General features: G+C 67.2%; 16 protein-coding genes. 9 read left to right on the top strand and 7 right to left on the bottom strand.

What is annotated here, in order from left to right:
- Positions 1-35: 35 nt before the first annotated feature.
- The 3 genes from FSV73_RS21795 to znuA form a co-directional block, all read right to left on the bottom strand.
- A complete protein-coding gene (locus FSV73_RS21795) occupies positions 36-1,430 on the bottom strand; it encodes an ATP-binding protein (protein ID WP_186309312.1) in 1,395 nt (464 codons plus the stop codon).
- Positions 1,427-2,104, bottom strand: coding sequence for a response regulator transcription factor (locus tag FSV73_RS21790; RefSeq protein ID WP_007159882.1), 678 nt, complete (start codon positions 2,102-2,104; stop codon positions 1,427-1,429). Before FSV73_RS21790 ends, FSV73_RS21795 begins: the two co-directional genes overlap by 4 nt.
- A gap of 530 nt (positions 2,105-2,634) precedes the next feature.
- On the bottom strand, positions 2,635-3,612 hold the full coding sequence (gene znuA, locus FSV73_RS21785; protein ID WP_145011383.1) for a zinc ABC transporter substrate-binding protein ZnuA: 978 nt from the start codon (positions 3,610-3,612) through the stop codon (positions 2,635-2,637).
- Positions 3,613-3,677: 65 nt separating this feature from the next.
- Between znuA and FSV73_RS21780 the strand changes: the two genes are divergently transcribed.
- Genes FSV73_RS21780 through znuB form a run of 3 tightly spaced genes read left to right on the top strand, consistent with a single transcriptional unit; the run spans position 3,678 to position 5,708 of the window.
- Positions 3,678-4,163 carry a Fur family transcriptional regulator gene (locus tag FSV73_RS21780; RefSeq protein ID WP_145011382.1) on the top strand — a complete coding sequence of 162 codons (486 nt, stop codon included), beginning with the start codon at positions 3,678-3,680 and terminating at the stop codon, positions 4,161-4,163.
- Positions 4,160-4,930, top strand: a complete 771-nt coding sequence (gene znuC / locus FSV73_RS21775; protein ID WP_145011381.1) for a zinc ABC transporter ATP-binding protein ZnuC — start codon at positions 4,160-4,162, stop codon at positions 4,928-4,930. The genes FSV73_RS21780 and znuC overlap by 4 nt, the downstream gene beginning before the upstream one ends.
- The gene (gene znuB, locus FSV73_RS21770; RefSeq protein ID WP_145011380.1) at positions 4,923-5,708 is read left to right on the top strand and encodes a zinc ABC transporter permease subunit ZnuB; all 786 of its coding nucleotides are present in this window, start codon (positions 4,923-4,925) and stop codon (positions 5,706-5,708) included. Before znuC ends, znuB begins: the two co-directional genes overlap by 8 nt.
- 2 nt (positions 5,709-5,710) lie before the next feature.
- On the opposite strand, the gene FSV73_RS21765 is transcribed toward znuB, so the two are convergent.
- The gene (locus tag FSV73_RS21765) at positions 5,711-6,667 is read right to left on the bottom strand and encodes an aliphatic sulfonate ABC transporter substrate-binding protein (protein WP_145011377.1); all 957 of its coding nucleotides are present in this window, start codon (positions 6,665-6,667) and stop codon (positions 5,711-5,713) included.
- 195 nt (positions 6,668-6,862) lie between these two features.
- Between FSV73_RS21765 and FSV73_RS21760 the strand changes: the two genes are divergently transcribed.
- Entirely contained in the window at positions 6,863-7,159 is a 297-nt protein-coding gene (locus tag FSV73_RS21760; RefSeq protein WP_145011374.1) for a YciI family protein, read from the top strand.
- A 296-nt stretch (positions 7,160-7,455) separates the two neighbouring features.
- A complete protein-coding gene (locus FSV73_RS21755) occupies positions 7,456-8,517 on the top strand; it encodes an acyltransferase family protein (RefSeq protein ID WP_145011371.1) in 1,062 nt (353 codons plus the stop codon).
- A 70-nt stretch (positions 8,518-8,587) separates the two neighbouring features.
- Here the strand turns inward: FSV73_RS21755 and FSV73_RS21750 are convergent, their stop codons facing one another.
- Positions 8,588-9,604 carry a zinc-dependent alcohol dehydrogenase family protein gene (locus FSV73_RS21750; RefSeq protein WP_145011369.1) on the bottom strand — a complete coding sequence of 339 codons (1,017 nt, stop codon included), beginning with the start codon at positions 9,602-9,604 and terminating at the stop codon, positions 8,588-8,590.
- Positions 9,605-9,756: 152 nt separating this feature from the next.
- Between FSV73_RS21750 and FSV73_RS21745 the strand changes: the two genes are divergently transcribed.
- Positions 9,757-10,677 carry a LysR family transcriptional regulator gene (locus tag FSV73_RS21745; protein WP_058761652.1) on the top strand — a complete coding sequence of 307 codons (921 nt, stop codon included), beginning with the start codon at positions 9,757-9,759 and terminating at the stop codon, positions 10,675-10,677.
- A 60-nt stretch (positions 10,678-10,737) separates the two neighbouring features.
- Here FSV73_RS21745 and FSV73_RS21740 read toward each other — a convergent pair whose 3' ends face one another.
- Together FSV73_RS21740 and FSV73_RS21735 are read right to left on the bottom strand one after the other, a co-directional pair.
- On the bottom strand, positions 10,738-11,997 hold the full coding sequence (locus FSV73_RS21740; RefSeq protein WP_145011366.1) for a type II toxin-antitoxin system HipA family toxin: 1,260 nt from the start codon (positions 11,995-11,997) through the stop codon (positions 10,738-10,740).
- A complete protein-coding gene (locus tag FSV73_RS21735; protein WP_145011363.1) occupies positions 11,990-12,307 on the bottom strand; it encodes a helix-turn-helix domain-containing protein in 318 nt (105 codons plus the stop codon). Before FSV73_RS21735 ends, FSV73_RS21740 begins: the two co-directional genes overlap by 8 nt.
- Positions 12,308-12,666: 359 nt before the next feature.
- Here FSV73_RS21735 and FSV73_RS21730 point away from each other — a divergent pair, with 359 nt between their 5' ends.
- The 3 genes from FSV73_RS21730 (at position 12,667) to FSV73_RS21720 (ending at position 18,635) form a co-directional block, all read left to right on the top strand.
- Complete coding sequence (locus FSV73_RS21730; protein ID WP_145011360.1) at positions 12,667-13,884, top strand: efflux RND transporter periplasmic adaptor subunit; 1,218 nt, start codon at positions 12,667-12,669, stop codon at positions 13,882-13,884.
- Between the two features lie 144 nt (positions 13,885-14,028).
- On the top strand, positions 14,029-17,205 hold the full coding sequence (locus FSV73_RS21725; protein WP_145011356.1) for an efflux RND transporter permease subunit: 3,177 nt from the start codon (positions 14,029-14,031) through the stop codon (positions 17,203-17,205).
- Positions 17,202-18,635 (top strand): efflux transporter outer membrane subunit, encoded by a 1,434-nt coding sequence (locus FSV73_RS21720; protein ID WP_145011353.1) that lies wholly within the window; start codon positions 17,202-17,204, stop codon positions 18,633-18,635. Before FSV73_RS21725 ends, FSV73_RS21720 begins: the two co-directional genes overlap by 4 nt.
- Positions 18,636-18,649 lie beyond the last annotated feature (14 nt).

Genomic DNA, 18,649 nt, shown 5'->3' with positions numbered 1-18,649 from the left:
ACTATCAGGAGCAGACGCACCCCATGACCCATGGGTCACGTCCTGGCCCCATTGTGCACCAAGGAAGGCCGCTCGGGGGAAATCGCCGCGGGCAGGCGGAAGCGGAAGCGCGCGCCGCCCAGGCTCGACTCGTCGATGGACAGGCTGCTGCGGTAGCCCTCGAGGATGTCCTGCACCACGGCCAGGCCGATGCCCTGCCCGGGATGCCGGCTGTCCATGCGCATGCCGCGGCGCAACACGCTTTCGCGGCGCTCGGCCGGGATGCCGGGGCCATCGTCCTCGATGTCGAGGATCCAATGCTCGGTGTGGCGCCGCGCGCTGACCCGCACCTGGGTCAGGCAGAGGCGATAGGCGTTCTCCAGCAGGTTGCCGAACACCTCCAGCATGGCGGCCTCCTCGGCCTGCACCCGCAGGTTGGGCGGCAGGTCCAGCTCGGCCTGGACCCGCTTCTCGGCATAGACCTTGTCCAGGGTACTGAACAGCGATTCCACCAGGGGCGCCAGCTCCAGCGGCCGGCTGAGCACCGCCCCGCCCTGGCGCGTGGCCCGTTGCAGCTGGTACATCACCTGCTGGTTCATCCGCTCGATCTGGGTCTGCAGGGTACCGACCTCCTGGTCCAGCTGCGGCCGCCGGCGCAATTCCTCGGTCACCCCCTGCAACACCGCCAGCGGCGTCTTCAGGCTGTGGGCCAGATCGCCCAGGGTGTCGCGATAGCGTTCGCGCTGCAGGCGCTCGTGGTCGAGCAGGCGGTTCAGCGAGCGGATCAGGCGGCTGATCTCGCTGGGTACGTTCTTCTCGTCGAGCAGGTCGCGCTGATCGGTTTCCACCGCGTCCAGCTGCCGGCTCAGCCGCCGCAGCGGCCGCAGGCTCCACTGCATGACCAGCGCCAGCAGCAGCAACAGGGCGCCGAGCACCCCCACCAGCCAGAGGATCACCTGATGGACGAAGGTGGCGCGCAGCCGTTCGTATTCCTCGGCCGGTTGCATGGTGACCACGCTGAAGCCCGCTACCGGTGGATTGCCCAGCAGCACCTCGCGATCGAAGACGAAGAAGCCCTGGCCCTGGTCGTCGGTGGCCTTGACCAGCTTGACCCCGCCGCCGTCGAAGGTCGGCTTGTAGTTGGGCCGCTCCTTGATCGCCGAGCGCGAACGCCAGAGCAGGCGGCCGTTCTGGTCGTAGACATAGCCCAGGATGGGCGAGCCGGGGCGGTCGAAGACCTCCTCGGCGATCATCTCGGGCATCGCCAGCCGCCCATCGATGGCCCGCGCCGCACCGATCAGGGTGTTGGCGTTGGCTTCGAGGCGCGCGGCGACGAAGTTTTCCACGGTGCGGTCGAAGGCGTTGCGGATCGCCGGCACCATCAGGGCCAGGCAGACGCTCACCAGCAGGGCCGCGCTGAGCAGCAGCCGCACGCGAAAGGAACGGATCACTGGCAGCGCTCGGTGAACAGGTAGCCGCGACCGCGCACCGTCTCGATGGGCTGCATCTGGCAGCTGGCCTCCAGCTTGCGTCGCAGGCGGCCCACCAGCACCTCGATGACGTTGCTGTCGTGCTCGCCGTCGTCGTCATAGAGCTGCTCCATGAGCCGCTCCTTGGTGATCACCTGCTGGTGGTTGCGCATCAGGTATTCCAGCAACCGGTATTCGTAGGCGGTGAGCTGCAGCGGCTGCTCCTCGTTGAAGGCCTGCTGGCGACCCAAGTCCAGCTTCAGCGAGCCGGCGCGGATACTGGGCTGGACGAAACCCGCCGAGCGCCGCAACAGCACGTTCAGGCGTGCCTCCAGCTCCTCGAACTGGAAGGGCTTGACCACGTAGTCGTCCGCCCCGGCGCCGAGGCCCTCCACCTTGTCCTGCCAGCTGCCGCGGGCGGTGAGGATGAGGATCGGCAGGGTGGCGCCCTGGTTGCGCAGCTGGCGGATCAGGTCGAGCCCGCTCATGCCGGGCAGGCCCAGATCGATGATGGCGAGGTCGTGATGGAATTCGCGGGCGCTGTAGAGCGCTTCTTCCGCATCGGCCACGGCATTGACGACATGACCGGCTTCACCCAGACGCACCTTGAGGTGGTGGCGCAGCAGGTTTTCGTCTTCGACGACGAGGATCTTCATGCAGACTCCTGAACAGCTAACGAGACTTTCTCCGGCCGCGACTGCCCGTGTCGCGAGCTTCGCGCAGCGGCGTCCTGACGCCGATTATGGCGCCTGAAGCCGGCCGGCGGCGAGAGTGGGGAAGGGATGAATGGGGTCACGGGCGTTCGCGAAAATAAAGTTCCGGGCAAAAAAAACCTCTCCAGTAGGAGAGGTAAGGAGCACTTCATGGGGATCGGAAACTGCCGTTGGGGGACGGCTCCGTCGCGAGACGGTTACAGGGGACCAGAGCTGACTTGGTGACCCTGCAATGGAGTTACAAGGATGAACATCGCCAGGTCGGGTCGAAGTGTCCGGACGATCTGCCGTAGCGGGAGCTGCGCTAGGGTGAACATGTCCGGGCGACCTCGGCGTTGCTGATCTGACAGTTGCAGATTAGGCCAATGGCCCTGAACGCTGCCTGAACTCGTCCTGAACGCCAGCTGAACGATGCTAAGGGCGGGTCAAGGGCGACGGACGGTAGCCTGGCTGCCGCCGTCGCTCCCGGGGCCTCAGGGCAGCTTGGCCAGGCAGCCGCTCAGGGTATCGGCCACACCCTGCAACAGGCCGGTATAGCCCTGGCCGTCGACCGGCACCCGCGCGCCGAGCGGATCCAGCTCCACCAGGGTCACCGGCAGGCCGCTGCTCAGGGTGGTGGCGATCTTCGGCTGCAGCGGCGGCTCGGTGAAGACGCAGGTGGGGCCGGCGGCCTTGAGTTCCTCGCGCATGGCGGCCACGTGGCGCGCCCCGGGCTGGACGTCGGCGCCGAGGGCGAAGACGCCGCGGTGCGCCAGGCCATAGGCCTCCTCGAAATAGTCGAAGGCCTCGTGGAAGACGAAGTAGGGCTTGCCGGCCAGCGGCGCCAGTTGGGCACGCAGGGCCTGGTCCTTGGCGGCCAGTTGGGCCTCGAAGGCCTTGAGATTGGCGGCATAGCGCGCGGCATTGGCCGGATCGGCCTGGCTGAGGTCGGCCGCCAGGCGGGTGGCGATCACCCGGGCGTTGGCCGGCGCCAGCCAGAGGTGCGCGTCCAGGCTGCCCGGGCGATGGTCATGGTCGTGGGCGTATTCAGGCTCGCTGCCCTGCGCGTGGCCAGGCTCGTCGCCGTGGGCCTCGGCGTGGTCGTCGTCGCCGTGCTCATGCTCGTGCTCCGCGCCGAAGCGGCGCAGGTGCAGGCCGGGCAGGTCCTGGACCGCCACGCTGGGGCCCTGGCGCTCCTTGAGCACCGCGGGCAGGAAGGCTTCCAGCCCCGGGCCGATCCAGTAGACCAGGGTGGCGTCGCGCACCTGGCGCAGGTCCGAGGGGCGCAGCGCATAGTGGTGCGGCGAGGCCCCCGGCGGCAGCAGCACGGCGGGCTCGCCGATACCGTCCTGGATGGCGGCGGCGATCAGTTGCAGGGGCTTGATGCTGGTCAGGACCTTGACCCCGGCCTGGGCCGGGAGGAGGACGCCACTGAGCAGCAGGGAAACGACGAGGGGTAGGAGGCGCGGCACGTGAAAATCCCGATTCTTAAGAGAGGTGCAATATAATAACGTCCTAGCTCCCAAGGTATCGTTCCATGTCCGACGCCCCCCTGGCCTTTCGGCCCCACGATCATTCGCGCTGTGTCGCCCATGCCCTGGCCGAGGCCGACGAACTCTGCAGCCGCGCTGGCGTGCGCCTCACCGACCTGCGCAAGCGGGTGCTGGAACTGGTCTGGCAGAGCCACAAGCCGCTCGGCGCCTACGACATCCTGGCCGTGCTCAGCGAGCAGGACGGCCGGCGCGCGGCACCGCCCACCGTCTACCGGGCGCTGGATTTCCTCGTCGAGAACGGCCTGGTGCACCGCATCGCCTCGCTCAACGCCTTCGTTGGCTGCAACCACCCCGGCGAGGCGCACCAGGGCCAGTTCCTGATCTGCCGCAGCTGCCAGGTGAGCATCGAGCTGGAGCAACCCGCCGTGCACCAGGCCATCCTGGAAGGCGCCAAGGCGGTCGGTTTCCAGGTGGAAGGCCAGACCGTGGAAGTGATCGGCCAGTGCGCCGCCTGCAGGAAGCAGGCATGAGCGAGGCGCTGATCCGGCTGCAGGATGTCGGCGTGACCTTCGCCGGTCAGCCGGTGCTCGAACAGGTCAGCCTGACCCTGGATCCCGGGCGCATCGTCACCCTCATCGGCCCCAACGGCGCCGGCAAGACCACCCTGGTGCGCAGCGTGCTCGGCCTGCTCACGCCCGATCGCGGCAGTGTCTGGCGGCGGCCTCGGCTGCGCATCGGCTACATGCCGCAGAAGCTGCAGGTGGATGCCACCCTGCCGCTGTCGGTGCTGCGCTTCCTGCGCCTGGTACCGGGTGTGACCCGCGCCAGTGCCCAGGCCGCGCTGGGTGAAGTGGGCGCCGAGGGAGTGATCGACAGTCCGCTGCAGAGCATCTCCGGCGGCGAATTGCAGCGGGTGCTGCTGGCCCGTGCCCTGCTCCGCCAGCCCGAGCTGCTGGTGCTCGACGAGCCGGTGCAGGGCGTCGACATCAATGGCCAGAGCGAGCTCTACCGCTTGATCGGCCAGTTGCGCGAGCGCCACGGCTGCGGCGTGCTGATGGTCTCCCACGACCTGCACCTGGTGATGGGCGCCACCGACCAGGTGATCTGCCTCAATCGCCACGTCTGCTGCTCCGGCCATCCCGAGCAGGTCAGCGGCGATCCCGCCTACCAGGCGCTGTTCGGCCAGAGCGCACGCAACCTGGCCGTCTACCACCATCGCCACGACCACGCCCACGACCTGCATGGCAGCGTGGTCAAGACCCCGCACGTTCATGGAGACCACTGCAAGCATGGCTGATTTCCTGCTGTATGCCCTGCTCGCCGGTCTCGCCCTCGCCCTCGTCGCCGGTCCCCTCGGTTCCTTCGTGGTCTGGCGGCGCATGGCCTATTTCGGCGACACCCTGTCCCACGCCGCCCTGCTCGGGGTGGCCCTGGGCTTCCTGCTGGATGTCAGCCCGACCCTGACCGTCACCGTCGGCTGCCTGGCGCTGGCCGTGCTGCTGGTGGTGCTGCAGCGCCGGCGCGGCCTCGCCGCCGACACCCTGCTCGGCATCCTCGCCCACAGCACCCTGTCGCTGGGGCTGGTGGCGCTGTCCTTCATGCACGAGGTACGCATCGACCTGATGAGCTATCTGTTCGGTGACCTCCTGGCGGTCGGCCCCGGCGATCTGCGCTGGATCCTCGGTGGCAGCGCCCTGGTGCTGGCGGCCCTGGCCTGGCTATGGCGACCCTTGCTGGCCATCACCGTGCACGAGGAGCTGGCCGAGGTGGAAGGCCTGCCGGTGACCTGGATCCGCCTGGCGCTGATGCTGCTGGTGGCCATCGTCATCGCCGTGGCCATGAAGATCGTCGGGGTGCTGCTGATCACCTCGCTGCTGATCATCCCTGCCGCCACCGCCCAGCGCCACGCCCGCAGCCCGGAACAGATGGCCTGTGGCGCCAGCCTGCTGGGCATGGCGGCGGTGTGCCTGGGGCTGACGCTGTCCTGGTACCAGGACACCCCGGCCGGCCCCTCGGTGGTGGTCGCCGCGGCCGGGATGTTCCTGCTGGGCTATCTGTTGCCGCGGCGCGCCTGAGCCTAGCGCGGCGCCTGCCAGACCGCCTGGCTGACGTCGACCTTGCGCGGGATCAGACCCTGGGCCTGGAAGATGTCGGCGGTCTGCTGCTGGATGGCGATGATCTCGGGCGTCAGCGGGGTCACCCCATAGCCGGTACGCGCCTGCCAGGTGGCGGTCACCGCCTCGGGCAGGCCGATCTGCTCGGCCAGGATGCGACTCACCTCCGGCTTGTGAGCATTGGCCCAGGCGCCGGCCTTGGCCAGCTCGGCCAGTAGCAGGCGGATCGCCTGGGGATGGGCGTCGGCGAAGCGCCGCGACCCCTCATAGAAGCTGTTGGCGTGCAACAGGCCCTGGTAGTTCGCCAGGACCCGTACCGCCTGGCTCTGCTGAATGGCGGCGAGGTAGGGATCCCAGATCGCCCAGGCATCCACCGAGCCATTGGCGAAGGCGGCGCGGGCGTCGGCGGGCGCGAGATAGACCGGCTGGATGTCCTTGAGCGTGAGCCCGGCCTTGTTCAGCGCGGCGACCAGCAGGAAGTTGGCGCTCGAGCCCTTCTGCACCGCCACCTTCTTGCCCTTGAGTTCGCTGACCGCGTGGAGCGCGGAGCCGTTCGGCACCACGATAGCCTCGACCTTCTCGCTGGCCGGCTCGGCCCCCAGGTAGACCAGGTCGATGCCGGCGGCCTGGGCGAAGATTGGTGGCGGTGAACCCGTGTAGCCGACGTCGACGCTACCGGCATTGAGCGCTTCCAGCAGTTGCGGACCGGCCTGGAATTCGCGCCAGCTGACCTGGTAGCCCTGGGCGCCCAGAGCCTGCTCCAGGGTGCCCTGGGCCTTGAGCACCGCCAGCAGACCGCCGCCCTTCTGGTAACCGATGCGCAGCGCCTGGTCGGCCGCCTGCACCGGCGCCAACAGGCCAAGGGTGACTGCCAGTATCCCGCAGAGGCGCGCGAGACGCCGGATCGACAGCAGAGCCATGAGAACCTCCTTATATTCCAAAAGAAGGCAAGAATGGCTCCTTTATAAAAGAATGTTTAATACGTTTCTCTGCTATGGCTATGCCCAGGATCGACGTGGTCGGGTCGTCGTACCGCCGATTGACGCTGCACCCAGGATCGCGCCACCCTGCGCCAGCGGCGGCCAGCGGGGCTGTCGCCCTTTTCGGAGCCTGCCATGCCTTTTCTGATCGAGACCTTCGACAAGCCGGACAGCCTGGCCCTGCGCCAGCAGCATCGCCCGGCCCACCTGGATTTCCTGCGCGAGAACGCCGCCGCCCTGCTGGCCTGTGGCGCCAAGCTCAGTGACGACGGCGAGACCGCCAGCGGCAGCGTCTATATCGTTGATGTGGAAACCCGGGCCGAGGCGGAAGCCTTCCTGGCGCGTGACCCCTTCAGCAGCGCCGGGCTGCCGGGCGAGGTGCGCATCACCCGCTGGCGCAAGGCAGTGATCGACGGCAAGGCCTTCATCTGAGCGAAGGGCGGCCATACCGGCCGCCTAGCTTCCCTCAGCTTAAGAAACCCTTAAAACTGGCAGAATGCCACCTGAATCGGCGTCGTTCGCTGACGTTGCAAGTTCACACTTTCAGGAATCACTTCATGGAAAAGTGATGCAGCGCAAGAAAAGCCGGGCTTTTTCCTGGGCTATCGCAAGGCGGCTAACGAACTAGCCTAAGCTCAGCGGGCTCAGATGATCGATGCGCCGACATTCGTTCCCCGTCTCCCTTCGAGGAATCGCTGTCTCGCCTTAGCTAGTACAGAGGACTCAGCATGACCAAGACCACGCCGGAAAAGGATCTGCGAATAGAGACGATTCGCGGACTGGCGCTGTTTCTAATGGTAGCGGGCCACGTGATCGGCAGTTCGTCCACCCTGGGCATGAAGGTGCCCGACGACTCCGTGCTGCGCTACCTCTACGATTCCCTCGTCTACATCCGGATGCCGCTGTTCACCGCCATCTCCGGCTATGTCTATGCGCTGCGTCCGGTCAACACCGGCAGCGACCTGTCGCGCTTCTACCAGGGCAAATTCAAACGCATCGGCATTCCCCTGCTGGTGGTCTCGACGCTATTCTTCGCCTTGCAGATGGCGGTGCCCAACACCAACTACAAGCCGCAGCTGACCGACATCTTCAGCATCTACTTCTTCAGCTATGCGCACTTCTGGTTCCTGCAGTCGATCTTCTGCATCTTCGTGGCGATCGCCCTGGTGGAAAAGGCCGGATTGCTGCTGAGCCTGCGCAACTTCGGCCTGGTGTTCGCCGTGGCCCTGGCGGCCTCCTTCGCCTGGGAAAGCTTCCCGGACCTGTTCAGCCTCTACAAGGCGGTGCAGCTGTTCCCCTTCTTCCTGCTGGGCCTGGGCCTCTACCGCTTCGGCGCGCAACTCATCACCCGCCGCAACGTGACGGCCATGGCCGTGGCCCTGGCGATCCTGGTGGCCCTCGACCAGGCCTACCTGTTCGAGCTGATCGATCTCGACGAGACCGACATGGCGGTGATCGGCACCGCCCTGGGCCTGGCCGCCATCAGCCTGCTGATCGCCCGCCGCTTCTACTTCAAGCCGCTGGCCTGGCTGGGCTACTTCTCCTTCGAGATCTACCTGTTCCACGTCTTCGGCACCGCCGGTGCCCGCATCGTGCTGAACAAGCTGCAGGTGCACGACGTCTGGGTGGTCTTCACCGTCAGCATGGTGATGGGCCTGTTCCTGCCCGTGGCGCTGAAGCTGGTGCTGGAGCGCATCAGCCCGCTGCATTTCCTCAGCGTGGCCTTCTTCGGCGCCAAGACGCGGGTCAACCGCGCCACCCCGCCGCTGCAGAAAAAGGCCACCGCCTAGGCGCCCGGCCTGGATGACCCGCCATGAAAAAACCCACGCCAAGGCGTGGGTTTTTTCATGGCGGCAAGGCCTAGTCGACGCTCAGCACCACCCGGCCGCGAGTGGGGCACTGCTCCATGCACCGGTGGGCCTCGACGTACTGGTCGAAGGGAAACACCTGCTTGATCTGCGCCTTGAGCAGCCGGTCGCGCGTCAACTGGTCGATGTGCTGCAAGGCCTCGCGCACGGCGGCGCAATCCGCCTCCAGGCCCATCTCCGGCTGGCCGGTGAAATCCTGGACACAGTGGATGTAGAGCTTGAATTTCTTCTTGAAGGCCGCGCAGGCGGGCAGCGGGGTCTGGTTGCCGCCATTGAGGCCGTAGAGCAGCAGCCGACCGCGGGGCGCCATGGCCTCGCCGAGCAGGGCCAGTTGCGGACCGCCCAGGGCATCCAGGGCCACGTGCACGCCGACGCCATCGGTGATGCTGGCAATACGGCTGACCAGGTCCTCTTCCTCGGCGGCGATGACTTTCTCGGCGCCCAGTTCGCGCAGGTAGTCGCGGTCGGCGGCGTCGTGGGTGGTGGCGATCACCCGACCGCCCAGGGCCTTGGCCAGCTGGATGGACACCGGACCGCAGCAGCGGCTGGCATCGGTGATCAGCACCCACTCGCCCGGTTGCAACCGGGCCTGGTGGACCAGGCCGGTGTAGGCGGTGAGCAGCGGGGTGTAGTGCACCGCGGCTTCCACCGGGGTGAGGACGTCCGGATAGCGCGTCAGGGAGGTGGCCGGATAGACCAGCTCGTCGCCATAGGCCGGGTAGCGATTGATGTCGTGACCGAGGAAACTAGCCACCCGATCGCCCACCGCCAGCTCGCTGACGCCTTCGCCCAGGGCGATGACCACCCCGGCCAGTTCGCAGCCCAGCCCGGCGGGCGGAATGGCCTGCTCGGGAGCCAGGTTCTGCCGCCAGAGCACGTCGTACCAGCTCACGCCGATGGCCGCCACCCGCACCAGCACCTCGCCGGCCCCGGCCACGGGCGTGGGTCGGTCGATGCAGGTGAGCACCTCCGGCGGGCCGAACTCGGTGAACTGGATCAGGCGGGACATGGGACTACCTCGCGTTGACGCCGACCCCGGAACGGTTGCCGAGGCGGACTGCTTATGGCTAGGACTCTAACGAGCCTTGCCTTAGGATGCCATGCATCCCCATCGATAATGGACATCGCGGGAATCGATCCACTCCCGAAGCCGGGCCCTGAATGAACCGTACCGATCTGCGCCGCGTCGACCTCAATCTGCTCATCGTGTTCGAGACCCTGATGCTCGAGCGCAGCGTCACCCGTGCCGCGGAAAAGCTGTTCCTCGGCCAGCCGGCCATCAGCGCCGCCCTGGCCCGCCTGCGCACCCTGTTCGACGACCCGCTGTTCGTGCGCACCGGGCGCAGCATGGAACCCACGCCGCGCGCTCAGGAGATCGCCGCCCTGCTGTCACCGGCGCTGGACCAAATCTCCAGCGCGGTGAGCCGTACCCAGAGCTTCGAGCCGGCCAGCGCCGACCGGGTGTTCCGCGTCGGCCTGTCCGACGACGTCGAATTCGCCCTATTGCCGCCACTGCTCCGGCGCATCCGCATCGAGGCGCCGGGCACCACCCTGGTGGTACGGCGGATGAACTACCTGACCGCCGCCGGCATGCTGGCCTCCGGCGAGATCACCGTGGCGGTGGGCTATACCGAGGAACTGCCAGCCAATTCCAAGCGCCGCCCGGTGCGCCGCTTCGGCTTCAAGGTGCTGCGCGCCGACAGCAAGCCCGGGCGCCTGACCCTGGACGAATACTGCGCCCGGCCCCATGCCCTGGTGTCCTATGCCGGCGACCTCACCGGCTACGTCGACGAATTGCTCGACAAGCTCGGCCGCCAGCGCCGGGTGGTGCTGGCGGTGCCCCAGTTCAACGGCCTGGGCTCGCTGCTGGCGGAGACCGACCTGCTGGTGATGGTGCCCGACTACACCGCCCGGCTGCTGGCCAGCGCCGGCGGCCTGAGGTACGAGGACCCACCCGAGGAACTGCGCGACGGCGGCCACGAGCTGCCCATGGCCTGGAGCGGCGCCCAGGATCACGACCCCGGCGAGCGCTGGCTGAGGTCGCGCATCCAGATGTTCATTGGGGATCCGGACAGTCTCTAGGCCAAGCTCACCGCGCCTCGGGTTGGCGAACGGCTGTTTTGCAACCGCCGCTCTTGCGCCTCAGCGCAGCAAACGAAGATTTTCGTCGATGCGGCTTTGGATGGTCTTCAGGGTGCCTCGGGTGATGGCTCCGGGATAGTCGCGTTCGGCAATAGCGGTGAATTGGCAAGCGACCTGGCCGATACGTTCGATGATGTCGTTCGCGGCGGCCTGGGGGACTTCGGCCTCGTCCGCAAGATCGAGCAACGCCGCCCGCCGGATGTCCAGGGCCTCACCCAGCACATCCATTTGATGATAGCCATGCGGCCCCTCGCAAAAGGTCACGTCGTAGGCGGGTGCCAAGGTCCAGGCACCCGTGGGGGACATGAGGTAGGCGAAGTTCTTCGGATGATCATCCCTGTTGTTGAAGACGACATTGAACACGGCACGTTCGAAAGCGATGTTCTTTTGGCGGATATCGTTGGTGCAAAGTTGGGTGGCCCGCAGGAAGTTGACGTAGTCGAGCGATCCCGGCTGCTGGTAGTCGGCGCCAGTGAAAGCGGCGAGGCTTTGCATGGGTACGCGTTGCCCGTTCACCCGATCAAAACGTCGAGTAGCGAAGGCTGCCTGGCCATCGGGCAAACGAAAGTAGCGGGTATCCGCCGTTTGGATGCCACAGAGGCGTAAGCAATCGGCATAAAGCGCTTCCACGGCGCATACCTCAGGATACTCGTCCTTGGCCGGAAATTTGATTAGCCAAGCCTCGAGATCCGACTTGGCCACGGTAGTGAAGCCATCCGTACGTGGATCGCGATAAATCAGCGCCTTCGGTCGAGCACCTTGGGGCGAGCCGCCCAGCCGCAGCAAGGTCTGCAGGAACTCCCCACCCTCACCGGTGAGCACCTCCTGAACTTCAGCCAACAGCAGCTCCAGGGGTAGATGCTCCTCTACCGCCTTACCTTCAGGGGCAGCAGGCTCGAAGGTCATAGCGCCCATGGCGTTGTCGCCTATGTAGGCCAACCGTTGCAGCGGCCCGATGCGTGCCGCGTTGAGTCCCCGGCGTTTGAACAGTCGATTCATCAACAGCATGCCCCAGCCATCCGGCAAGGCGTCGTAGACCGGCCCTGGTAATCCTAGTTGATGGGCCGGAAAATCCCGACGCAGGGAAGGTCCCGCCAACGGCAACTGGTGGGCCGACAATTCGAAGCCCCGCTGTTTCGCCTGCACGCTGTATTCGAACAGGATCTGCGCACGACCACCCAAGGCCGTCGTAGCCATCAGCCGCCCCCACAGCCAGCGCTCGCCCCAGCCTTCGTAGTAGACGTCCACCTGTTCAGACATCGCTGGATTTCCTCTTGATACGCTGGCGTCTGGCGCTTTGTTCATAGCGCCGCACGTCCTCCAGGCTGTCCAGTTTCGGCAGGAATAAACCCTCGAATTCCTTGCTGCGGCCGAGCACCATGGCGATTCGCACCAGGTTCTCGAAGCCGACGTTGCGTCCCGCCTCGAGATTGGACACGGTATTGGTGCCAAGCCCGGCACGGCCGGCGACCTCGGCCTGAGTCAATTGCTGCGCCAGTCGCTCGGTGCGCAAGCGCTTGCACAGCTGCTTGACGATTTCGCCTGGCTTGCTGAAGCTCAAATCCAGCATATCGGGGCTTATCCTCTTTAATCGCACTTTATACACAACAAAAGAGAATTATATCCTATTACAGCTAATTCCCGTATTTGGCTGGCTATCCTCTCTCCCTCGGCTTTAACCACAAAATAATGGAATTATCGAACAGAACGATAGGCTGGCTGCTTTACGTCTCCACCCTGCGATTAGCTGCTCAACCGTGACTCTCCCGCAGAACCCCACTCCAGAGCGTCCCGATCACTCACAGCGATACCTACGGCGAAACCATCACCGCCATCGATAAATAAGTTCGAGCCCTTCGATTCGTCGCTGCCCGCGCGTGGCGGCAGACTCGCCTCCCTGACCTCTTTCCACCTCGGGCGGACTCGAACATGGATCTCTTCGCGAAAACCCTCGGCCCGCTGGCCCTGACCTCTACCCTGCTCCTCGCCGCCTGCGGCGATTCCCGGCCCCAGGCCAGTGCCGCGCCGCCCGCGCCCAAGGTGAGCGCCGCCGAGGTGCTGCGCCAGCCGGTGGTGGAATGGGACGAGGTGACCGGGCGCCTGGAGGCGCCGGAATCCGTGGTGGTCCGTCCCCGCGTGTCCGGCTATGTCGACCGCGTGCTGTTCCACGAGGGTGCCCGGGTCAAGCGCGGCGACCTGCTGCTGCAGATCGATCCGCGCCCCTTCCAGGCCGAGGTCAAGCGCCTCGAAGCCGGCCTGCAGCAGGCCCGCGCCAACGCCAGCCGCACCGCCGACGAAGCCGCCCGCGGTGAGCGCCTGCGCAGCAGCAACGCCATCTCCGCGGAAATCGTCGAGGCCCGCCGCAGCGCCGCCCAGGAAGCCAAGGCCAGTGTCGCCGCCGCCCAGGCGCAACTGGATGCCGCGCGCCTGGATCTGGGCTTCACTGAGGTCCGCGCCGCCATCGACGGTCGCGTCGGCCGGGCCGAGGTGACCGCCGGCAACCTGGTCAACGCCGGCGATACCCGCCTCACCACCCTGGTCTCCACCGACAAGGTCTATGCCTATTTCGACGCCGACGAGCGGGTTTTCCTCAAGCAGCAGGCGCTCGCCCGCCAGGGTCAGCGCGGCGCGACCAGCCCGGTCTACATGGCGCTGTCCAACGAGGACGACTTCACCCATGAGGGCCACATGGACTTCATGGACAACCAGCTCGATCCGCGTACCGGTACCATCCACGGCCGCGCCGTGTTCGACAACGCCGACGGTCGCTTCACCCCGGGGCTCTACGCCCGGCTGCGGCTGGTGGGCAGCGGCACCTACGAAGGCACCCTGATCCAGGACGCCGCCGTGGGCACCGACCTGGGCAAGAAATTCGTGCTGGTGGTGGATGGCCAGAACAAGACCGCCTACCGCAACGTCGACCTGGGCCCGCGCCTGGAAGGCCTGCGCATCGTGCGCAAGGGCCTGGAAGCCGGCGATCGCATCGTGGTCAACGGCCTGCAGCGGGTGCGCCCGGGCATGACCGTCGATGCCCAGTCGGTACCCATGGCCGATGCCACCACCCTGGCCGCGCTCAAGCGCCAGCGCGACGCGGTCCTGGCCAGCCTGCCGGCGCCGACCCAGCCGCTCAAGGTGGGTAGTCGCTAGACCCCAGCTCCACCTTCTTCACGTTTCAGACTTTCACCGTCCAGGCATCGCGTCTATCGCGGTCATGGACCGCTCCTACCGTAGGAGCGGCCCATGGCCGCGATGGCTGCGCCTCTGCACGCCTTTCGCTCAAGGACTGCTCCGATGAACTTCTCCCCGTTCTTCATCCGCCGGCCGATCTTCGCCGCCGTGCTCTCGCTGATCATCCTGATCGGCGGGGCCATCTCGCTGTTCCAGCTGCCGATCAGCGAATACCCCGAGGTGGTGCCGCCCACCGTGGTGGTGCGCGCCACCTTCCCCGGCGCCAACCCCAAGGTGATCGGCGAGACCGTCGCCGCGCCCCTGGAGCAGGCCATGAACGGCGTGGAGCACATGCTCTACCTGTCGTCCCAGTCCACCGCCGACGGCAAGCTGACGCTGACCATCACCTTCGCCCTGGGCACCAACCTGGATACCGCCCAGGTACAGGTGCAGAACCGCGTGACCCGGACCCTGCCCAAGCTGCCGGAAGAGGTGCAGCGCCTCGGCGTGACCGCCGACAAGGCCTCGCCGGACCTGGCGATGGTGGTGCACCTGACCTCGCCGGACCAGCGCTACGACATGCTCTATCTGTCCAACTACGCCCTGATCAACGTCAAGGACGAGCTGGCGCGACTGGACGGCGTGGGCGACGTCCAGCTGTTCGGCATGGGCGACTATTCCCTGCGCGTCTGGCTCGATCCGGACAAGGTGGCCTCGCGCGGCCTGACCGCCAGCGACGTGGTCGCCGCCATCCGCGAGCAGAACCGCCAGGTCGCCGCCGGTGCCCTGGGCGCCCCGCCGGCGCCGGGCAGCACCAGCTTCCAGCTGGCCATCAACACCCAGGGCCGCCTGGTGGACGAGGAAGAATTCGCCAACATCATCGTGCGCGCCGGCAGCGACGGCCAGATCACCCGGCTGCGTGACATCGCCCGCATCGAACTGGGCTCCAACCAGTACGCCCTGAGGTCCCTGCTGAACAACCAGCCGGCGGTGGCCATCCCGATCTTCCAGCGCCCCGGCAGCAATGCCATCGACCTGTCCAACCAGGTGCGCGCCAAGATGGCCGAGCTCAAGCAGAGCTTCCCCCAGGGCATGGACTACGAGATCGTCTACGACCCGACCATCTTCGTCCGCGGCTCCATCGAGGCCGTGGTGCACACCCTGTTCGAAGCCATCATCCTGGTAGTGCTGGTGGTGATCCTGTTTCTGCAGACCTGGCGCGCCTCCATCATTCCCCTGGCGGCGGTGCCGGTGTCGCTGATCGGCACCTTCGCGGTGATGCACGCCTTCGGCTTCTCGCTCAATGCGCTGTCGCTGTTCGGCCTGGTGCTGGCCATCGGCATCGTGGTGGACGACGCCATCGTGGTGGTGGAGAACGTCGAGCGCAACATCGGTCTCGGCCTCGATCCGGTAGCGGCCACCCGGCGTGCCATGGGCGAGGTGACCGGTCCGATCATCGCCACCGCCCTGGTGCTCTGCGCGGTGTTCGTCCCCACGGCCTTCATCTCCGGCCTCACCGGGCAGTTCTATCGCCAGTTCGCCCTGACCATCGCCATCTCCACGGTGATCTCGGCCTTCAACTCCCTGACCCTGTCGCCGGCCCTGGCCGCGGTGCTGCTCAAGGGCCACGACGCACCCAAGGACCGTTTCTCGCGGCTGCTCGACCGGCTGTTCGGCGGCTGGCTGTTCGCCCCCTTCAACCGCTTCTTCGACAAGGCCAGCCACGGCTATGTCGGCACCGTGCGCCGCGTGCTGCGCGGTGGCTCCATCGTGCTGGTGCTCTATGTGGTGCTGCTGGGCCTGACCGGCCTGGGCCTGGTGAAGACGCCGACCGGCTTCGTGCCGCCGCAGGACAAGCAGTACCTGGTGGCCTTCGCCCAGTTGCCCGACGCCGCCACCCTGGACCGCAGCGAGGAGGTCATCCGCCGCATGTCGGCCATCGCCCTCAAGCACCCGGGCGTGGAAAGCACCGTGGCCTTCCCCGGTCTTTCCATCAACGGCTTCACCAACAGCCCCAACAGCGGCATCGTCTTCGTGACCCTGAAGCCCTTCGAGGAGCGTCGTGATGCCTCGCTGTCGGCCGGTGCCATCGCCGCGCAGCTGAACGGCGAATTCGCCGCCATCCAGGAATCCATCATCGCCATCTTCCCGCCGCCGCCGGTGCAGGGGCTGGGCAGTATCGGCGGCTTCCGCCTGCAGGTGGAGGACCGCGGCAACCTGGGCTACGAAGAGCTCTATGCCCAGACCCAGAGCGTGCTGGCCAAGGCGCGGCAGTTGCCGGAGCTGGCACCGGAGTCGCTGTTCACCAGCTACCAGGTCAACGTGCCGCAGATCGATGCCCACATCGACCGCGAGAAGGCCAAGACCCACGGGGTGCCCATCGACGCCATCTTCGACACCCTGCAGGCCTACCTGGGCTCGGTCTACGCCAACGACTTCAACCGCTTCGGCCGCACCTTCCAGGTCAACGTCCAGGCCGACCAGCGCTTCCGCCTGGAGCCCGAGCAGATCGGCCAGCTCAAGGTACGCAACGACCGCGGCGAGATGGTGCCCCTGTCCACCTTCGTCAAGGTCAGCGACACCGCCGGCCCCGACCGGGTGATGCACTACAACGGCTTCCTCACCGCCGAGATCAACGGCGCGCCGGCGCCGGGCTACAGCTCCGGCCAGGCCCAGGCGGCCATCGAGCGGCTGCTCAAGCAGGAGCTGCCCAACGGCATGACCTTCGAGTGGACCGAGCTGACCTACCAGCAGATCCTCTCCGGCAATACCGCCCTGCTGGTGTTCCCGCTCTGCGTGCTGCTGGCCTTCTTGGTGCTGGCCGCCCAGTACGAGAGCTGGAGCCTGCCGCTGGCAGTGATCCTGATCGTGCCCATGACCCTGCTCTCGGCCATCACCGGGGTGATCCTGGCCGGCAGCGACAACAACATCTTCACCCAGATCGGCCTGATCGTGCTGGTGGGCCTGGCCTGCAAGAACGCCATCCTCATCGTCGAGTTCGCCAAGGACCAGCAGGCCATCGGCAAGGACCGCGTCGCCGCGGTGCTGGAGGCCTGCCGCCTGCGGCTGCGGCCCATCCTGATGACCAGCTTCGCCTTCATCATGGGCGTGGTGCCGCTGGTGACCTCCACCGGTGCCGGCGCCGAGATGCGCCACGCCATGGGCGTCGCGGTGTTCTCCGGGATGCTCGGGGTGACCTTCTTCGGCCTGCTGCTCACGCCGCTGTTCTTTGTCCTGGTACGCGCCTTCGTGGAGCGTCGCCAGGCCCGTTCCGCCATCGCCCGGGAGGCCCAGGCATGAAGGTCTTCGCTCCCCTGCTGCTGGCGCTGGCGGTTTCCGCCTGCGCCGTCGGCCCGCACTACCAGGCGCCTGAGCAGGCACCCGTCCAGCTCAAGGCCAGCCAGCAACCCAGCGCCTACGACCAGGGCCGCTTCGAGGCGCTCTGGTGGCGCCAGTTCGAGGACCCGACCCTCAATGCCCTGGTCGCCAGCAGCCTGGAAGGCAACCGCGAGCTGCGCGCCGCCTTCGCCCGGCTGCGCGCCGCCCGCGCCCTGCGCGACGACGATGCCAACGACCTCTATCCGACCGTCACCAGCCGCGCCAGCAGCCAGCTCGGCAAGGCCCAGCAGCCCGGCTTCACCGAGGAGCGGGTCAACAGCGACCGCTACGACCTGGGCCTGGACATGGCCTGGGAAATCGATCTGTTCGGCCGGGTCCGCCATACCCTGGAAGGCAGCGATGCCCGCGCCGAGGCGGCGGCCTCCGACCTCGCCGCCCTGCAAGTCAGCCTGATCGCCGAACTGGTGGATGCCTATGGCGACCTGCGCGGCGCCCAGCTGCGCGAACGCATCGCCCGCGACAACCTCGGCAACCAGCGCGAAGCGCGCCGCCTGACCGTGACCCTGAGGGACGAAGGCATGGGCAGCGACCTGGACGTGCAGCGCAGCGAAGCGCGGCTGGCGGCCACCGAAGCCAGCCTGCCGGAATTCCAGGCCCAGGCCACCCGCGCGCGCAATCGCATCGCCACCCTGCTCGGCCAGCGCCCGGATGCCCTCAGCGTGGATCTCTCGCCCAAGGCCCTGCCGGCCATCGCCAAGCGCCTGCCCATCGGCGATCCCGGCGAGCTGCTGCGCCGCCGCCCGGACGTGGCCGCCGCCGAGCGCCGCCTGGCCGCCGCCACCGCCGACGTGGGCGTGGCCACGGCCGATCTCTTCCCGCGGGTCAGCCTCTCCGGCTTCCTCGGATTCACCGCCGGACGCGGTTCGCAGATCGGCAGCAGCGCCGCCCGCGCCTGGGGCCTCGGCCCGAGCATCAGCTGGCCGGCCTTCGACCTGGGCAGCGTGCGGGCGCGCTTGCGTGGCGCCCGCGCCGGCTCCGACGAGGCCCTGGCCAACTACGAGCAGCAGGTGCTGACCGCCCTAGAAGAGAGCGCCAACGCCTTCAGCGACTACGGCCATCGCCAGGAGCGCCTGACGGCGCTGATCCGCCAGTCGGTGGCCAGCCGCGCTGCCGCCGACCAGGCGGAGATCCGCTACCGCGAAGGCGGCACCGACTTCCTGGTGCTGCTCGATGCCCAGCGCGAGCGCCTGGCCGCCGAGGACCAGCAGGCCCAGGGCGAGATCGAGCTCTATCGCGGCATCGTCGCCCTCTACAAGGCCCTGGGCGGTGGCTGGGATGTCCAGCCGGCCCGTCTCGCCCAGGCCACGGCTTCCCCCGCGCCGGCGCTCTGACCGCTGGCGCTTAC

Source organism: Pseudomonas oryzihabitans (assembly GCF_007665395.1).
In the GTDB taxonomy this organism is placed as follows: domain Bacteria; phylum Pseudomonadota; class Gammaproteobacteria; order Pseudomonadales; family Pseudomonadaceae; genus Chryseomonas; species Chryseomonas psychrotolerans_C.
Note: the sequence above shows the minus strand (reverse complement) of the source record. Positions and strands in the feature narration are given on the sequence as shown.

What these genes read in the sequence shown, in the direction of transcription:
- FSV73_RS21790 (WP_007159882.1), bottom strand. Translation starts at nt 2,104, where the DNA reads ATGAAGATCCTCGTCGTCGAAGACGAAAACCTGCTGCGCCACCACCTC.
- FSV73_RS21780 (WP_145011382.1), top strand. Translation starts at nt 3,678, where the DNA reads ATGTCCGACGCCCCCCTGGCCTTTCGGCCCCACGATCATTCGCGCTGT.
- znuC (WP_145011381.1), top strand. Translation starts at nt 4,160, where the DNA reads ATGAGCGAGGCGCTGATCCGGCTGCAGGATGTCGGCGTGACCTTCGCC.
- znuB (WP_145011380.1), top strand. Translation starts at nt 4,923, where the DNA reads ATGGCTGATTTCCTGCTGTATGCCCTGCTCGCCGGTCTCGCCCTCGCC.
- FSV73_RS21765 (WP_145011377.1), bottom strand. Translation starts at nt 6,667, where the DNA reads ATGGCTCTGCTGTCGATCCGGCGTCTCGCGCGCCTCTGCGGGATACTG.
- FSV73_RS21760 (WP_145011374.1), top strand. Translation starts at nt 6,863, where the DNA reads ATGCCTTTTCTGATCGAGACCTTCGACAAGCCGGACAGCCTGGCCCTG.
- FSV73_RS21755 (WP_145011371.1), top strand. Translation starts at nt 7,456, where the DNA reads ATGACCAAGACCACGCCGGAAAAGGATCTGCGAATAGAGACGATTCGC.
- FSV73_RS21750 (WP_145011369.1), bottom strand. Translation starts at nt 9,604, where the DNA reads ATGTCCCGCCTGATCCAGTTCACCGAGTTCGGCCCGCCGGAGGTGCTC.
- FSV73_RS21745 (WP_058761652.1), top strand. Translation starts at nt 9,757, where the DNA reads ATGAACCGTACCGATCTGCGCCGCGTCGACCTCAATCTGCTCATCGTG.
- FSV73_RS21740 (WP_145011366.1), bottom strand. Translation starts at nt 11,997, where the DNA reads ATGTCTGAACAGGTGGACGTCTACTACGAAGGCTGGGGCGAGCGCTGG.
- FSV73_RS21735 (WP_145011363.1), bottom strand. Translation starts at nt 12,307, where the DNA reads ATGCTGGATTTGAGCTTCAGCAAGCCAGGCGAAATCGTCAAGCAGCTG.
- FSV73_RS21730 (WP_145011360.1), top strand. Translation starts at nt 12,667, where the DNA reads ATGGATCTCTTCGCGAAAACCCTCGGCCCGCTGGCCCTGACCTCTACC.
- FSV73_RS21725 (WP_145011356.1), top strand. Translation starts at nt 14,029, where the DNA reads ATGAACTTCTCCCCGTTCTTCATCCGCCGGCCGATCTTCGCCGCCGTG.
- FSV73_RS21720 (WP_145011353.1), top strand. Translation starts at nt 17,202, where the DNA reads ATGAAGGTCTTCGCTCCCCTGCTGCTGGCGCTGGCGGTTTCCGCCTGC.